At 46.3% G+C, this 13,551-nt stretch carries 19 protein-coding genes; 10 read left to right on the plus strand and 9 right to left on the minus strand.

The genetic code is table 11. From position 1 onward, the window contains the following. Positions 1 to 70: 70 nt before the first annotated feature. The 5 genes from BGE37_RS09255 to dicB all read right to left on the minus strand — a co-directional run bounded on the left by BGE37_RS09255 (position 71) and on the right by dicB (position 4,650). The gene (locus BGE37_RS09255; RefSeq protein WP_000876976.1) at positions 71 to 1,351 is read right to left on the minus strand and encodes a tyrosine-type recombinase/integrase; all 1,281 of its coding nucleotides are present in this window, start codon (positions 1,349 to 1,351) and stop codon (positions 71 to 73) included. Between the two features lie 34 nt (positions 1,352 to 1,385). Next, a complete protein-coding gene (locus tag BGE37_RS09260) occupies positions 1,386 to 1,637 on the minus strand; it encodes an excisionase family protein (RefSeq protein ID WP_000005552.1) in 252 nt (83 codons plus the stop codon). A 72-nt stretch (positions 1,638 to 1,709) separates the two neighbouring features. Continuing rightward, positions 1,710 to 4,181 carry an exonuclease gene (locus BGE37_RS09265; RefSeq protein WP_105287959.1) on the minus strand — a complete coding sequence of 824 codons (2,472 nt, stop codon included), beginning with the start codon at positions 4,179 to 4,181 and terminating at the stop codon, positions 1,710 to 1,712. Between the two features lie 92 nt (positions 4,182 to 4,273). Continuing rightward, the gene (locus BGE37_RS09270) at positions 4,274 to 4,465 is read right to left on the minus strand and encodes a DUF1482 family protein (protein ID WP_001090200.1); all 192 of its coding nucleotides are present in this window, start codon (positions 4,463 to 4,465) and stop codon (positions 4,274 to 4,276) included. Beyond that, on the minus strand, positions 4,462 to 4,650 hold the full coding sequence (gene dicB, locus BGE37_RS09275; protein WP_000449192.1) for a cell division inhibition protein DicB: 189 nt from the start codon (positions 4,648 to 4,650) through the stop codon (positions 4,462 to 4,464). Before dicB ends, BGE37_RS09270 begins: the two co-directional genes overlap by 4 nt. A gap of 400 nt (positions 4,651 to 5,050) precedes the next feature. Between dicB and BGE37_RS09280 the strand changes: the two genes are divergently transcribed. Continuing rightward, entirely contained in the window at positions 5,051 to 5,215 is a 165-nt protein-coding gene (locus BGE37_RS09280; RefSeq protein ID WP_001700701.1) for a hypothetical protein, read from the plus strand. A gap of 3 nt (positions 5,216 to 5,218) precedes the next feature. Here the strand turns inward: BGE37_RS09280 and ydfC are convergent, their stop codons facing one another. The 4 genes from ydfC to BGE37_RS09300 all read right to left on the minus strand — a co-directional run bounded on the left by ydfC (position 5,219) and on the right by BGE37_RS09300 (position 6,437). Then, positions 5,219 to 5,437 (minus strand): protein YdfC, encoded by a 219-nt coding sequence (ydfC, locus tag BGE37_RS09285; RefSeq protein ID WP_001171966.1) that lies wholly within the window; start codon positions 5,435 to 5,437, stop codon positions 5,219 to 5,221. A gap of 29 nt (positions 5,438 to 5,466) precedes the next feature. Further along, positions 5,467 to 5,595, minus strand: coding sequence for a hypothetical protein (locus tag BGE37_RS25820; RefSeq protein ID WP_105287960.1), 129 nt, complete (start codon positions 5,593 to 5,595; stop codon positions 5,467 to 5,469). 1 nt (position 5,596) lies between these two features. Beyond that, on the minus strand, positions 5,597 to 5,752 hold the full coding sequence (locus BGE37_RS09295; RefSeq protein WP_001384640.1) for a DUF1391 family protein: 156 nt from the start codon (positions 5,750 to 5,752) through the stop codon (positions 5,597 to 5,599). 265 nt (positions 5,753 to 6,017) lie between these two features. Further along, entirely contained in the window at positions 6,018 to 6,437 is a 420-nt protein-coding gene (locus tag BGE37_RS09300; protein WP_000362155.1) for a hypothetical protein, read from the minus strand. Between the two features lie 100 nt (positions 6,438 to 6,537). Here BGE37_RS09300 and BGE37_RS09305 point away from each other — a divergent pair, with 100 nt between their 5' ends. The 9 genes from BGE37_RS09305 to BGE37_RS09350 all read left to right on the plus strand — a co-directional run bounded on the left by BGE37_RS09305 (position 6,538) and on the right by BGE37_RS09350 (position 13,385). Continuing rightward, positions 6,538 to 6,819: a transcriptional regulator gene (locus BGE37_RS09305; RefSeq protein WP_000391950.1), complete on the plus strand. Its 282-nt coding sequence runs from the start codon at positions 6,538 to 6,540 to the stop codon at positions 6,817 to 6,819. Further along, positions 6,803 to 7,228 carry a toxin YdaT family protein gene (locus BGE37_RS09310; protein WP_000693832.1) on the plus strand — a complete coding sequence of 142 codons (426 nt, stop codon included), beginning with the start codon at positions 6,803 to 6,805 and terminating at the stop codon, positions 7,226 to 7,228. Before BGE37_RS09305 ends, BGE37_RS09310 begins: the two co-directional genes overlap by 17 nt. Positions 7,229 to 7,299: 71 nt before the next feature. Continuing rightward, positions 7,300 to 8,370 carry a phage replisome organizer gene (locus BGE37_RS09315; protein ID WP_105287961.1) on the plus strand — a complete coding sequence of 357 codons (1,071 nt, stop codon included), beginning with the start codon at positions 7,300 to 7,302 and terminating at the stop codon, positions 8,368 to 8,370. Positions 8,371 to 8,410: 40 nt separating this feature from the next. Then, positions 8,411 to 8,836, plus strand: coding sequence for a DUF977 family protein (locus BGE37_RS09320; protein WP_105287962.1), 426 nt, complete (start codon positions 8,411 to 8,413; stop codon positions 8,834 to 8,836). Between the two features lie 227 nt (positions 8,837 to 9,063). Then, positions 9,064 to 10,089 carry a DUF5677 domain-containing protein gene (locus BGE37_RS09325; RefSeq protein WP_105287963.1) on the plus strand — a complete coding sequence of 342 codons (1,026 nt, stop codon included), beginning with the start codon at positions 9,064 to 9,066 and terminating at the stop codon, positions 10,087 to 10,089. Between the two features lie 586 nt (positions 10,090 to 10,675). Continuing rightward, a complete protein-coding gene (gene hokD / locus BGE37_RS09335; RefSeq protein WP_000813256.1) occupies positions 10,676 to 10,831 on the plus strand; it encodes a type I toxin-antitoxin system toxin HokD in 156 nt (51 codons plus the stop codon). Between the two features lie 458 nt (positions 10,832 to 11,289). Further along, a complete protein-coding gene (locus tag BGE37_RS09340; protein WP_001332495.1) occupies positions 11,290 to 11,568 on the plus strand; it encodes a hypothetical protein in 279 nt (92 codons plus the stop codon). Between the two features lies 1 nt (position 11,569). Next, positions 11,570 to 12,619 carry a DUF968 domain-containing protein gene (locus BGE37_RS09345; protein ID WP_105287964.1) on the plus strand — a complete coding sequence of 350 codons (1,050 nt, stop codon included), beginning with the start codon at positions 11,570 to 11,572 and terminating at the stop codon, positions 12,617 to 12,619. Between the two features lie 13 nt (positions 12,620 to 12,632). Continuing rightward, positions 12,633 to 13,385 (plus strand): antitermination protein Q, encoded by a 753-nt coding sequence (locus BGE37_RS09350; protein WP_001047135.1) that lies wholly within the window; start codon positions 12,633 to 12,635, stop codon positions 13,383 to 13,385. The last annotated feature ends 166 nt before the right edge of the window (positions 13,386 to 13,551 follow it).

Below are 13,551 nucleotides of genomic sequence, written 5' to 3' on the forward strand. Positions count from 1 at the left end.
TGGCTGGGCACTGCGCTTGAATTTATGGATTTCAAGAGTCATACGTGTCAACTATTTGATAAATATTAAATTAATTTTTCATTGCTTCGTTATGGGGCATGGTTGGGGCAAACTCGCTTAACTGTGTATTTAACAAAGCTACCTGTGCATTATTGTTTTCAGACATCCATTTTCCGTATACCTGAAATACCATTTGCGCATCTGCATGGCCCATCTGGTTTGCTATAAATGCTGGGTTAGCACCAGCTGTCAGCGACCAGCAGGCATAAGTATGTCTCGACTGATATGATTTTCGATGGCGGAGTCCGGCACGTTTTATCGCTGCGTCCCACATCTGCCTTATTGAGTCAACGGTAAAATGGTCACCATAATTTTTTACTCTCGCTGACACTTCAGGTTGAAAAACAAAGGTGCATTTATGTTTTTCTGTTCTGCCATACTCTCTGAGGTGAACATCAATGATATGCTCTTTGCTCAGTCTCGTTAATGTCATCTGACTCCGGAGAGCGTCGATTGCTGGCTTAATAAGATGAATGACCCGATTGGTTCCCGCCTGTGTTTTTGGTACCGTGAAACGGTCTTTTGCTAAATTTCTCCTGATCATCATTGTTCCATTTTTCAGATCTATGTCCTCCCATCCAAGTGCACACAGCTCACCAGGGCGAACGCCAGTATAAACAGAAACACACCATAAATTTTTGGCTTGCTGATTTCTGCACGCATCGATAAGACGGATGAATTCCTCCCGCGAAAGAGGATCCGGAATGGTTCTTGATTCCTTTAATGGCGAGATCCCCTTAAACGGGTTATCTGCCAGGTAACCGTTATCAACACCAAACTGGAACACGGCGTTAAGATTTGTCATGTAATTATTTACAGTTACAGCCGATCTCCCTGGTTGTGTAACAATATAGTTACTTTTGGGGATCTGGTATCCAGTCAGTAGCTCTTTACGAACCTCCAGTAATTTTTCTTTATTAATCGATGAGGCAAGATTTTTTTCACCGATTATGCTCAGGATATTTTTGATGACGGCACGGTATGTGTTGAGTGATGTTTTTGCGACTTCAGTTTCTTTCAGTGCCAGAAATTTTTCAGCCAGTTCTTTTATGGTTAAATCTTGTCGGGCCTCACCAAATTTTTCCAGATTGCGTGAGGAGGGAAACTGTTTTGCATAGTCGAAAACACCAGTTTTTATTGCGTAACAAACAGAGGCGCGTAGCTCACCTGCAACGCGCCTGTTTTTTGCTGTGTCAGGAACCCCCAGGTTTTCCCTGACTCTTACGCCTTTATAAACAAACCAGATACGTAATTTCCCTCCATGGTTTTCCACGCCTGTCGGATATTTCATTTCAACTTCTCTCATTAGTTAGTGTGGCTTTTAGTCAAGTAAGATGACGTCTTGGTCTTGCTGATGCCTGGCGCTCAATCCAGCGATCAATTTCTTCCAGGTTGTAAAAGCATGGACTGTTATCCCATGGCATACCGTCATGAGCGACATGCTTATATTCCCTTCCTTCCATAAACGATTTTTCCCGGGCCTTTTTTAACGTACCTTTTTTTATTCCTTTCAGCGCAATTAACTGCTCTTCGGATACCCATTTGCCGGGAGAGACAATCATGATTACTTCGCTCATCGATTTCTTTATCTCTTACATCAGACGAGCGCCGGTTGCAGAATACCAGTCACAACCGGCGACAGTTGAACATTAAGAATCAGCCTGACTCGGGATCAGTTTTTGCCAGATAGCTGAAACGCATTTTGCCTGGTAACGGGCGTCATCAAGTGCATTATGGCGCTCACCTTCGAATGGAATAGCCGTTCTGGCATCGAAGTCTATGGCTTTCCCCAGCTCAACGATTGTGCGTACATCGCGATCGTTGTAGTAACGCCACGGGCAGGGGATCCCCTGCCGTTCGTATGAACGGCGCAAAATCGTGTTGTCGAAGTTGGCTCCATTTCCCCAGACATGAACAAAAAATTCACCGGAGTTTTCGTCGATAAATTCCCGCAATTGTAACAGTGCATCATCTAACGGGATTTCATCGGTCATAATGGCAGATTGCGCTTCGCGTGATTGTTTAAGCCACCATTTAATGGTGTCCCGATCAATGACTCCGCCAGCAGTTTCCAGATCGATAGTCTTACTAAATTCCGGTCCCATATCTCCGGTTTGCGGATCGAAAAATATTGCACCTATTGAGATAATCGGGGCATCGGGATTTTTTCCCATGGTTTCAAGGTCGATCATCAGATGAATCCCCGCTCTGCTGGTGGATGTGAGATTATGATGACCGTTCGCCTTAATTAAGGGATCTGACGCCTCGCCAGTTTCACTATCGCTGGCATGATGCTGATTGCCGCCAGTGTTCTCCTTGTGCTGATGCGCAGTGCCTTCCATTTCCTCCGGATCATTTTCCTGAACTTCAGGCTGATTCTCTCCATCGAATATTTCCTGGTATGTTGCGTCACCCATCACCGCACCACAATCAGGGCAGTTGCCGCCACCGCTATGACCGCAGGCGGTGCAGATCTTTTCCGGTTCCTGTTGCACTACTGGTTCAGGTTGTTTCGTTTCTGGCTCGTTTTGTTGCGTATTTGGGCTGTTTTGTTCCGCTTTCTGGTCGTTCTGTTCCGTTTCTTGCTGGTTCTGGTTCACAGAATCGCGGGTCTGGATCCCCTTAACCCATTTCGGATCATTCGGGTCGCTAATCCCTTCAACAAATTCACCACGTGATACTGCAAGCAGTTCATCGGCGTCAGGCTGGCTGATATTGGCTGCCTGCATAATTTTGTTTACTTCGTCAGCGGTAACTTTTACTGACCCTGGTTGTGCGGTCGTGTCAGATGCACCAGTATTTTGTTGTGAACCTGAGTATGTACCGTTTTTGCGGGCGAAATATTCTTCTTTCGTGATTTCAGTAGCCCCAGCAGACAGCGCCTTATCCAGACCAGAAAGTTTGTTTGCGCGACCGTATTTTTCGCCATCCTTGTCGGTGAAGAGGAAGTAGAACGGCCCCTCACGTTCTACAGATGGTTCGACTTCCACTTTGCATTCGGTTTTTTCGTTGTCTGGAATTGCCGTTTCCACTGCATCAGTTTCTGGTACTGGCGACGAGAGAGTATCAGTTGCGCTCTGATTTGTTCCTTCATCTTCAAACACGCCCTTTGTAGTCAGGTATTCAGTAATGTATTTGTTCAGTGCCACAGGGTCTTTGTGAATGTCGATCGGACGTTCACGGACAAGGCCAAAAATAGTCTGGCGGTCGTAGCGAAGGGCATCAGGCTGTTTGCGCATTGATGCCGAGATACGCTTCCAGTCTTCGCGGTCGTTGTCGATAACTTCATTTTTTGCCCAGCGATGGATGCTGCCGTCAATGTTTCCGGCATCTACATCACCAGGCCAGAGAGCGTAGGCCAGTTCGTCATCCAGTGTTTTCCATGTCTGCTTGTATTCGCGATGAATGGCAGCAATGACCGGGTTGATTTTTCCTGTTGAATTTTCAGTGTGCTGTTGATTGGCTCTGGCGCGGGCGAGATCAACAACAGACGTGTATTTTCCGGCTTCCTTGCGTTCACCTTCGCGACGTTTTTTCCAGATGCGCATCTCTGCCTGAATTTCGGGCCATTTGGCACCAGGCTTACATTTATGCTTAACCCACCCGATGGCATGCAGCTTAAGCTCCGGATACATAGCGTTAACTTCTGGCATTTTCATCAACGCTTCAACGATATGGCCGTCGAATGTTGCCATGTCTTCCTGCAACAATTCCTGTGCGCTAATCACCATATCAACAGTGATGTTTTCACATGTGTGGAACTTAACCATGACAGCGTTCTGTACTTCAGGGGCTAGGTTGTCAAAAGTGACGTTCATCGGATCGGATTCAGTCTCGACCGGGACAAAGGAAGCAGACGCCTCATCCCAGCGGTTTTCCTGCATATATTCAGCATCCCAGGAATCGAGGGCAGGGCGGGGTATACCGGGTTTATCCTCGCAAACAAGAAATTTATAAGCGCAGTCCTGAGCAGCCGGATAATGTTCCAGGAATTGCCAGTGAAATTTTGCGCGGGCGCGACGTTCATCACCGGCTTCAATGGCAGTGGCTACAGCGACGGCACCTTCTTCCTTTATTGCCTGTTCGTCCGGAATGGCGGCGCAAATAAAGACTTTACTCATTTTGTTTTACCTCATTACAGATTTAAGGGTGAACAAATCCCTGCCATTGCTGGCATATAAGAATGAAATCGGATGTTTATTACGGAACTGTTTTAAAGACCTGCCGGGATTTCGTTATTATCCTGGTGAATAACTTTATCGACCGGGTAACAGTTACCGGGAATTTTCTGTTCGGTTGCTGCAGTCACACACTCCTGCATTGTCCTGTGAACACTGACTGCAATATCAACTGGCTCTCCGGAAACAAGAAAAACTGTCAGAACAAGTGCAAATGCTGTATTCATTGCCAGCATCCTTTTTGTATCGGACGTAAACGGGCCAACATTGAAAGAATGCATATTTTATTTAATAGCTCCCGTTCGTGTTTTCTCTTGTTAATGGCATCTTCAGTAAATACAGGGTTACTGATAGTGACACCAATTTCAAAACAACCTTCAGACGTATTAACGTTTGGTAATAACGTTTCCATTATCGCGTCCTCAACAATGAATTTTGTGATGCGGTGCCTGGTGCTTCCAGGTGACGTTAACCAGTTAACAATTAACGCCGGATACAGAGAATCCACCCATAACACTGTTTTTGGTTTTAACTGTTCCGCGTGCGCTCAGCCGCATTCACCGCATCACAAAATTCACTTTAAAAAGGGCGGCAGAGCAGTCACGGAGTAAAACTGATACCGCCAAACGTCACCAGAAAATTGATAACAGAGGGCGTTGCAGCGGGGTTGTCACTTAAGCGTATGGTCAACCTGACAACCCGGTGTCCTCAACGGGGGAAGGAATAACCCCGCCATACTTACCGCCGCGCCATTTCGCGGATTGCCACAACCGGAAGCGCACGGTCGACGAAAATTTAACGACAGGCTATCTATGAACCAGCTACCTCGCCGTGCGCTTTCGCGTTATGGTCTGACTTTTCAGGGAAATATCCTTTCAGTAAACTGTCAGTGCCGGATGCTCACCCGTGTCCGGCGCAAGCACTCCACCTTACCCGTGGAGAACTCCTTAATTACCAACCTTAGCTTCGTTGGTTAGCTATTAACGCGGGTATGTAATCATTCTGGCAATGGTTAATGCCGCTGCTTTTTCCAGATTGGTGATATCCTGCTCCAGAGAGGACAGATTTTCAGCCTGCTTAGCCCTGACTTCATTAGCCCATTTCAGATCCTGCGCTGCATTAATTTTCTGGTGCATCCACTCATAAAGTTCATCATTGGTATAGTCTGGCGCGATGATGACGGGTTCTCGTTTCTGCATACTGATTCCTCGCGGTGCTGTTTCGCTTATCAGCCATTAGATTTTGCCGAACTGGAAAGCGCCTGTTTAAATTCGTTGAAGCTGTGAGCTTCTTCGCCTTCGGCAAGGCTTTCGAAGTATTCTTCGTAAGCCTTTTCCATGATTGTGTCGAAATCCATATCACCCACCTGAATTTCTTTCCAGCCAGCGACGCGCTCCAGATTCGGTTTTAAACGTTTTGCTTTTGGTATACGTCATTGCGGTGAACGTACCGTCCTGGTTGGGGAACACGCCACATACCAGAGATTCGCTGTTGCCAAGATTGATAGTATCCATGCTGACCTCATTTCCCCTTAACGCCGGGGTAGCGGAACAAAAACCTGCTGCATAGTTATTAAAGTTGTACCCTGCCGTCATGTTCTTACGCCTCGGGCTGGCTACTTAACCCCTGACCACTGCCTGGTAACTCGAAGTATTGCCCTGCATTCTGTGGAGCGGGGTGAGTTGGTATGAAAAGAAGGATACCCATAGGTATTTAAAAAGTAAATACCCATGGGTAACTTTTTGCAGTGTCTTAACTGGTGACTAGTTGTTTGGTGAGCTATGATGCGTTTTGTGCTTTCTTTTTACGGATTTCTTCGTAGATCATATTGTAATACTGTTTTTTCTCTTCAAGAGTTTTTAATAAGTTATCCGCTTCACTTTCTGGCAGTTCGTCTAAGAGATCTAAAAAAATACGTTGTCGTGGCGTTAGAACCCTTGTTTCATAACTGGAGGCTGTGTTCGTTGATGATGAAACGATACCATCCATCCATCCCCGGGGTAACCCAAAGGACTCTTCGATAATCTCCACCATATCATCAGCGATCCGTTTTTTTCCCTTTTTCCCCTCTGGGTACAACATTCTTGATACATAAGAAGGCTCGCGCCCGATCTTTCTGGCCACGTTAACCGCTTTACCATCGCATTTCTCATCACGAATTTTGATGAGTTGCTGTCGTCTAAATTCATATTTGTCCATAGGTAAATAATAGATGCGATTACTGCAAGGTAAACAACCTGTGGGTATTGACTTTTGTTTACCTGTAGGTATTCTTTGCTGTGTTTACTAAGGAGTAGCTATGGAAGAATTAAGAATATTTCTCAATTCTCTTTCGTCAGATGAACAGCGTATGTTTGCATGCGAGTGTGGTACCAGCATCGGTTATCTAAGAAAGGCATTGAGTAAAGGTCAAGTGTTAGGGGCATCGTTATGTGTCCTTATTGAGCGAGCCAGTAATGGTGAAGTTACACGTCAGCAACTAAGGCCTTTTGATTGGATGAATATTTGGCCCGAGCTGGAAGATACCAAAACGTTAACACAACCACTTTCTAGGAGCTTGATTCATGAAAATCAAGCATGAACACATCCGCATGGCGATGAATGCCTGGGCGCATCCGGACGGTGAAAAAGTTCCGGCAGCTGAAATAACCAGGGCTTATTTTGAACTGGGTATGACGTTCCCAGAACTGCATGACGACAGCCATCCGGAAGCCCTGGCTCGCAATACCCAGAAAATTTTCCGCTGGGTAGAGAAAGACACCCCTGATGCAGTTGAAAAAATTCAGGCGTTGTTACCAGCGATCGAAAAGGCAATGCCACCTTTGCTGGTGGCCAGAATGCGCAGCCACAGTTCAGCTTATTTTCGGGAGCTGGTGGAGACGCGGGAGCGACTGGTGAGAGACGCTGATGATTTTGTCGCAGTGGCAATCGCCGGTTTCAATCAGATGAACCGTGGTGGCCCGGCAGGAAATGCTGTGGCAGTGCATTGAGTGATAATAGCCATATCGAATCGCTTCCGGCAACTCGTGAGTAAAAAGATTCGGTATCAGAAGAGGTGAGTATGGCTAACGCCTGGCTCAGATTATGGCATGACATGCCAAATGACCCTAAGTGGCGAACAATTGCCAGGGTGTCAGGGCAGCCAATTGCAACAGTGATGGCAGTGTATATCCACCTCCTGGTGAGCGCGTCACGAAATGTCACGCGAGGTCACATTGATGTCACGACAGAAGATTTGGCAAGTGCGCTCGACGTGACAGAAGAGGTAATTGATTCAATTTTGCAGACGATGCAGGGGCGGGTACTTGATGGTGATTTAATCACTGGATGGGAAAAACGCCAGGTGCTTAAAGAGGACAACGGCAATATTTCGCAAACCGCAAAATCTCCTGCAGAGCGCAAGAGGGCGCAGCGAGAGAGGGAAAGAAAGCGGGAACAAAATGGCGATTGTCACGGCGCATCACGAAATGTCACGCACATGTCACGACGAGTCACGACAGATAAAGATACAGATAAAGATACAGATCAAGAAGATCAAAACACTATGGTCCATGGCGTAAAAAACGCTACGAACCAGGCAGGGGATGTTCAGACCGTCAATCCTGGTCAGCCAGCAGGCACGACACCGGAAGCCGATTCAGCGTATGCGCTGAAACCCGATTCGGGCGCTGTGCAGCAGGTGATGACCCAAAGGCCGGAACAATCACACCAACTGCAGCAGCCTGAAGCCGATTCCGCCATTCAGCGGGAAGCCGATCGGGTAGTCCCGGAAAACACCGGGCTGTCTGTGGGACGAGTGGATTATCCGGATGTGTTCGAACAGGTCTGGCGGGAGTACCCGTTGCGTGCCGGAGCAAACCCGAAGAAATCCGCTTTCAGTGCCTGGAAGGCCAGATTACGCGAGGGGGTGCCACCAGAGGCCATGCTGGATGGCGTGAGGCGTTACGCAAGATACTTGGCGGCTACCGGGAAAACGGGAACGGAATTTGTTCAGCGAGCGACGACGTTTTTTGGACCGGACCGGAATTTTGAGAACCCCTGGTTGCTCCCGGTAAGCGGCACGAACAACCAGCGTTGTGTGAATCATATTTCTGAACCGGATAACGAAATTCCGCCGGGCTTCAGGGGGTAAGTGTTAATTTCTGGTCATGAGGTAATTTTCAGGAGGGCTTGTGGCAAAAGTTTTTACACAAGAAGAGCGGGAAAAAATTAAAGGGCAGGTTGTTGAACTCGTACGCCAGAGTGGGCGCGAGACGTTACGACAACTGGAAACTAAAACTGGGGCAACAAGATATCTGATGAGCGTTCTGGCCAGAGAGCTGGTTGCCAGTGGCGATGTATACAACTCTGGTTACGGGTTATTCCCGTCTGAACAGGAGCGTAAGGACTGGCAAAATGCCCGTAAAAAGCTCTCAAGGGCAAAGCTGAAGAAACCATCTGCGGTTGATCCGGACCTTATCTGGTCATTACCTGACGGAGAAATACGTCGCTACGATAGTTGTCTAAACATAATCTGTCGCGAGTGCCGGAAGAGCGAAGTTATGCAGCGCATTATGGCATTTTATCAGGGAAATGTTAGGTATTTTAGACGTTACTAGATTAAAGGGCATTAGTTCAGATATGCATTGACATTTTCATGGCACAAGGTAGAGCTAGCGTGGTTGTTCGCTTTGTGCCAAGAGTGGTCATTGATAATATTTTGGTGGGTTACATCTGTCAATGTTTCAGGTGATATGATATACAAATAGCCAGACTTAGACTGGCATGCTGTTTATTTTTATATTATGGGTGTGCCACATGGATTTAAAACTTATTGAGATATGACATGGATACTTTTCATAATATTTTGCTTGAGCACATAGACAGCCTTTTAAAAGAGAGACTTGATTTATCTGGTGACGCTGATATCGAAAAAGAAATTAATAACCTAATTCCCAAAATAGTCATTGTCGTTAAAAAATCTCTTATTGGCTCGGCCAATGCAATGCTTAGAGAACATCGTTCTCTTTGTGATGAATTTGTTGAGAGAAATATTTCAAGATGGGCAGAGGCTTTTGATTTGCTCGAAACACTTATAGTGATATGCACGGAGTCCGGTGAAGAGTTCAATCGTTCTTATAGACCACAAGCTGCCTCTGAAGAGGATGTGGTTTTTGATTTAGTCGTTCGGCATCACGCAAGAGCTTGCCACATCGCCAACGAAATTTTGTGTCTCTTAAAGAATGGATTTGCAGATGCTGCCCAAGCGAGATGGCGAGCACTTCATGAGGTAGCAGCCACAGCTATGTTTATAGCAAAGCATGGAAAAGAGTGTGCTGAGCGCTTTTACTACCATGAAGTGGTTGATTCATATACTGGAATGTTGGAACACAAAAAGTACGAGCACCGGTTAGAAGCAAAAGGTCCAACTATTGAAGAAATAGCTGAGTGCAAAGTTCAATTTGATCTATTAATAAAAAAATACGGCAAAAAATATGCAGATAATTATGGGTGGGCATCTTATATTTTCCCTAACCATAATAAAGTGGGGTTTGGAGCTATTGAGAAAGATGTTCAGTTAGAACACATGCGCCCTTATTATAAGTGGGCGAGTCAGAATGTACACACCGGTTCCAAGGCAATGAGAAATAGGCTTGGTCTCTGTGAAACTGGTGATGATATATTATTGGTCGGGCAAAGTGATTCAGGAATGGCTGATCCAGCCCATGCTACTGCTATTAGTTTGATGCAGATTACTGTGACACTTTTATTCTTAAAACCAACCATTGATCATGCCGTCATTTCAAAAATAATACAGGATTATTCTGATGAGATTGGAAATGTATTTCTTAAAATTGATAAGGGTAATTAAAAATTGGAAAAGTGATAGTATATTCTTGTTTTTTTACTGGTAATTAAATGTTTTTAAAGTTACTAGTTCACACCTATCGAACGTCCGGTCTTCGCCCAAAGCGGACTAGAAGGTTAGCTTGCGTCGGATTTGGCGTATTTAAAGAATCGCTGGTGGTTACTGGTTGTTGTGTTCCATTTCTACAGAACAAAATCACAGAAACTATACCCAATAGTTGTATCTCATCAATGATGAGAGAGCCTCATATTTATCAGGACTGGTGTACGTCCAATACAGGAGGTTGTCGTGCTGGTTCTCAAATGTGCGCTGGCTATTGCAGCTGTAATGGCAATTTATTGTCTTGCTGTTGTTCTTATGGATCGCCTTTCTGATTGATTTTATATTGGCCAGGTGACGGGAGTTAAGTAGAATGGCTGCGGGTGCTTGAGGCTATCTGTCTCAGGCATGAACACCAAAGGCAGATAGAGAAAAGCCCCAGTTAACATTACGCGTCCTGCAAGACGCTTAACATTAATCTGAGGCTCAATCTATGAACGGCAAATCTAGGTTAGCCTCTTACGTGCCGAAAGGCAAGGAGAAGCAGGCTATGAAGCAGCAAAAGGCGATGTTAATCGCCCTGATCGTCATCTGTTTAACCGTCATAGTGACGGCACTGGTAACGAGGAAAGACCTCTGCGAGGTACGAATCCGAACCGGCCAGACGGAGGTCGCTGTCTTCACAGTCTACGAACCTGAGGAGTAAGAGACTTGGCGAGGGAGAAATCCCTCGCCACCTCTGATGTGTCAGGCATCCTCAATGCACCCGCACTTAACCCGCTTCGGCGGGTTTATTTTATCTGTAAATATTTTTATAAAAATAATGCCCACACACAGCATAAAACAAAAAGTATCACAGATAAAAAAGGAGCGTAATGTGCAGATTTGTTGTTTTCCATATTTACTCACTTTAACATAATCAATATTGATATGGTTGTTGTTTCGGTGGTTTCAAACGAGATGTTATGGTGATCTGGTAAAATTGCATAACATTAAAATTTAATTTATCTAATCGCTTTTAATAATAAGCGTTGTGTTTATCCCAATAATCTGTTGTTTGACTTTTATTCCATTAATGTAGGGGCTTTACACTGGAACCAGTTTATTTATACTTTATACGCCAGCCTGAACAACTGGCACCTGCTGCGCCAGCAGAGACAACCGATGGCGCACGATACCAAATTACACAATTCTGATGATTCTGCCGTCTTTGCCAGCAGGTGCGGACGGCGTTTTCATGCATTCAAATCGGACTGGTTCCAGCATCCACCATGCACTGAAGAGCAGGCTGAATGGATAATTCAGTGTTACCGCAGGCGCGGATACGAGGTTAAAAAAGCCCTTAGCCTCGACTACCGTCACTGGATAATCTCAGTCAGATTGCCTTACTCCGAACGCCCACCGCGTCCGTCCCACACATTCCAGCAACGCATCTGGAGGTAACGTGCGGGTATTACTTCGACCTGTTCTGGTACCGGAACTCGGGCTGGTGATCGTTAAGCCGGGCCGTGAATCCATGCCGGTATTCCACAATACCCGGTTACTGGTGGAGCCGGAACCGAAAAGCATGCGTAATCTGCCGTCCGGGGTCGTTCCTGCCGTTGGCCAGCCGCTGGCGGAAGACAAAACATTGCTGCCGTTTTTTAGTAACGAACGGGTGATTCGTGCTGCTGGCGGCGTTGGCTCATTGTCTGACTGGCTATTACGTCATGTTACATCCTGCCAGTGGCCTAATGGCGATTACCATCACACTGAAACAGTCATTCACCGTTATGGTACCGGCGCAATGGTGTTGTGTTGGCACTGCGACAACCAACTGCGTGACCAGACATCGGAATCACTGGAGCTGCTTGCTCAACAAAATCTGACAGCATGGGTGATTGACGTCATCCGTCACGCAATAAGCGGTACGCAGGAGCGGGAATTATCTTTGGCTGAATTATCCTGGTGGGCGGTCTGCAATCAGGTGGTGGATGCACTACCTGAGGCTGTATCGCGTCGTTCGCTGGGATTACCAGCGGAAAAAATCTGCTCGGTGTACCGCGAAAGCGACATCGTACCGGGAGAGCAGACCGCCACCAGCATATTGAAACAACGCACAAAAAATCTTGCACCGTTGCCTTACGCCCACCAGCAACAAAAACTACCACAGGAAAAGACGGTGGTAAGCATCACCGTTGATCCAGAGTCTCCGGAATCTTTCATGAAGCTGCCTAAACGTCGCCGCTGGGTTAAGGAGAAATACACACGTTGGGTTAAGACACAGCCGTGTGCTTGCTGCGGTATGCCAGCCGACGATCCGCATCATCTGATTGGTCACGGGCAGGGCGGAATGGGAACAAAAGCACATGATCTCTTTGTGTTGCCTTTGTGCAGAAAGCATCACAACGAGCTGCATACGGATACAGTGGCATTTGAAGAGAAGTATGGCTCCCAACTGGAGCTGATATTTCGTTTTATCGATCGCGCGCTGGCAATTGGCGTACTGGCGTAAGTGGAGAACGAGCATGAACCTTGAAGCCTTACCAAAATATTACTCCCCAAAATCTCCAAAATTGAGCGATGACGCTCCAGCGACAGGCACCGGTTGTTTAACAATTACGGATGTAATGGCAGCGCAGGGGATGGTGCAGTCGAAAGCACCACTTGGGTTGGCCTTATTTCTGGCAAAAGTTGGTGTTCAGGACCCTCAGTTTGCGATTGAAGGCCTGCTAAATTACGCGATGGCACTGGATAACCCGACATTGAACAAATTGAGTGAAGAAATCCGGTTACAGATTATTCCTTACCTCGTGAGTTTTGCCTTTGCTGATTACTCCAGGTCTGCGGCAAGTAAGGCTCGCTGTGAGCATTGTTCAGGTACGGGATTTTATAATGTATTGCGCGAAGTGGTGAAACACTACAGACGCGGGGAATCTGTAATCAAGGAAGAATGGGTGAAGGAACTATGTCAGCATTGCCATGGTAAGGGCGAAGCCAGCACAGCGTGCAGAGGGTGTAAGGGTAAAGGGATTGTTCTGGATGAAAAAAGAACCCGGTTTCATGGCGTACCGGTATATAAGATTTGTGGGCGTTGTAATGGAAACCGGTTTAGTCGTTTACCGACCACGCTGGCACGACGTCATGTCCAGAAGCTGGTACCAGACCTGACCGATTATCAGTGGTATAAGGGGTATGCGGACGTCATTGGTAAACTGGTAACAAAGTGCTGGCAGGAAGAAGCATACGCGGAAGCGCAATTGAGGAAGGTGACGAGATAAATGATTTTTGCTGAAGATGGCGACATGATGTTTGCATTTTTCAAAAAATATGGATAAAATTTTTTCAACGATGGGCTTTGTATACCCGACGTTAAGAAAAAGTAGAAAACCCGCTGATGAGCGGGTTTTGTGCTTTAAATGGGGCAATGGTAATGTTGAATCTCAT

The sequence above is a fragment of the Escherichia sp. MOD1-EC6300 genome, from assembly GCF_002965045.1.
Classification (GTDB): domain Bacteria; phylum Pseudomonadota; class Gammaproteobacteria; order Enterobacterales; family Enterobacteriaceae; genus Escherichia; species Escherichia coli_F.

Bases quoted from the DNA above. Each gene is read 5' to 3' on its own strand.
- BGE37_RS09260 (WP_000005552.1), bottom strand. From the start codon at position 1,637: ATGAGCGAAGTAATCATGATTGTCTCTCCCGGCAAATGGGTATCCGAA.
- BGE37_RS09315 (WP_105287961.1), top strand. From the start codon at position 7,300: ATGGCTAACGCCTGGCTCAGATTATGGCATGACATGCCAAATGACCCT.
- BGE37_RS09280 (WP_001700701.1), top strand. From the start codon at position 5,051: ATGAACCAGCTACCTCGCCGTGCGCTTTCGCGTTATGGTCTGACTTTT.
- BGE37_RS09295 (WP_001384640.1), bottom strand. From the start codon at position 5,752: ATGGATACTATCAATCTTGGCAACAGCGAATCTCTGGTATGTGGCGTG.
- BGE37_RS09350 (WP_001047135.1), top strand. From the start codon at position 12,633: ATGAACCTTGAAGCCTTACCAAAATATTACTCCCCAAAATCTCCAAAA.
- BGE37_RS09325 (WP_105287963.1), top strand. From the start codon at position 9,064: ATGGATACTTTTCATAATATTTTGCTTGAGCACATAGACAGCCTTTTA.
- dicB (WP_000449192.1), bottom strand. From the start codon at position 4,650: ATGGAAACGTTATTACCAAACGTTAATACGTCTGAAGGTTGTTTTGAA.
- hokD (WP_000813256.1), top strand. From the start codon at position 10,676: ATGAAGCAGCAAAAGGCGATGTTAATCGCCCTGATCGTCATCTGTTTA.
- BGE37_RS09310 (WP_000693832.1), top strand. From the start codon at position 6,803: ATGAAAATCAAGCATGAACACATCCGCATGGCGATGAATGCCTGGGCG.
- BGE37_RS09255 (WP_000876976.1), bottom strand. From the start codon at position 1,351: ATGAAATATCCGACAGGCGTGGAAAACCATGGAGGGAAATTACGTATC.
- BGE37_RS09270 (WP_001090200.1), bottom strand. From the start codon at position 4,465: ATGAATACAGCATTTGCACTTGTTCTGACAGTTTTTCTTGTTTCCGGA.
- BGE37_RS25820 (WP_105287960.1), bottom strand. From the start codon at position 5,595: ATGGATTTCGACACAATCATGGAAAAGGCTTACGAAGAATACTTCGAA.
- BGE37_RS09305 (WP_000391950.1), top strand. From the start codon at position 6,538: ATGGAAGAATTAAGAATATTTCTCAATTCTCTTTCGTCAGATGAACAG.
- BGE37_RS09300 (WP_000362155.1), bottom strand. From the start codon at position 6,437: ATGGACAAATATGAATTTAGACGACAGCAACTCATCAAAATTCGTGAT.
- BGE37_RS09340 (WP_001332495.1), top strand. From the start codon at position 11,290: ATGGCGCACGATACCAAATTACACAATTCTGATGATTCTGCCGTCTTT.
- BGE37_RS09265 (WP_105287959.1), bottom strand. From the start codon at position 4,181: ATGAGTAAAGTCTTTATTTGCGCCGCCATTCCGGACGAACAGGCAATA.
- ydfC (WP_001171966.1), bottom strand. From the start codon at position 5,437: ATGCAGAAACGAGAACCCGTCATCATCGCGCCAGACTATACCAATGAT.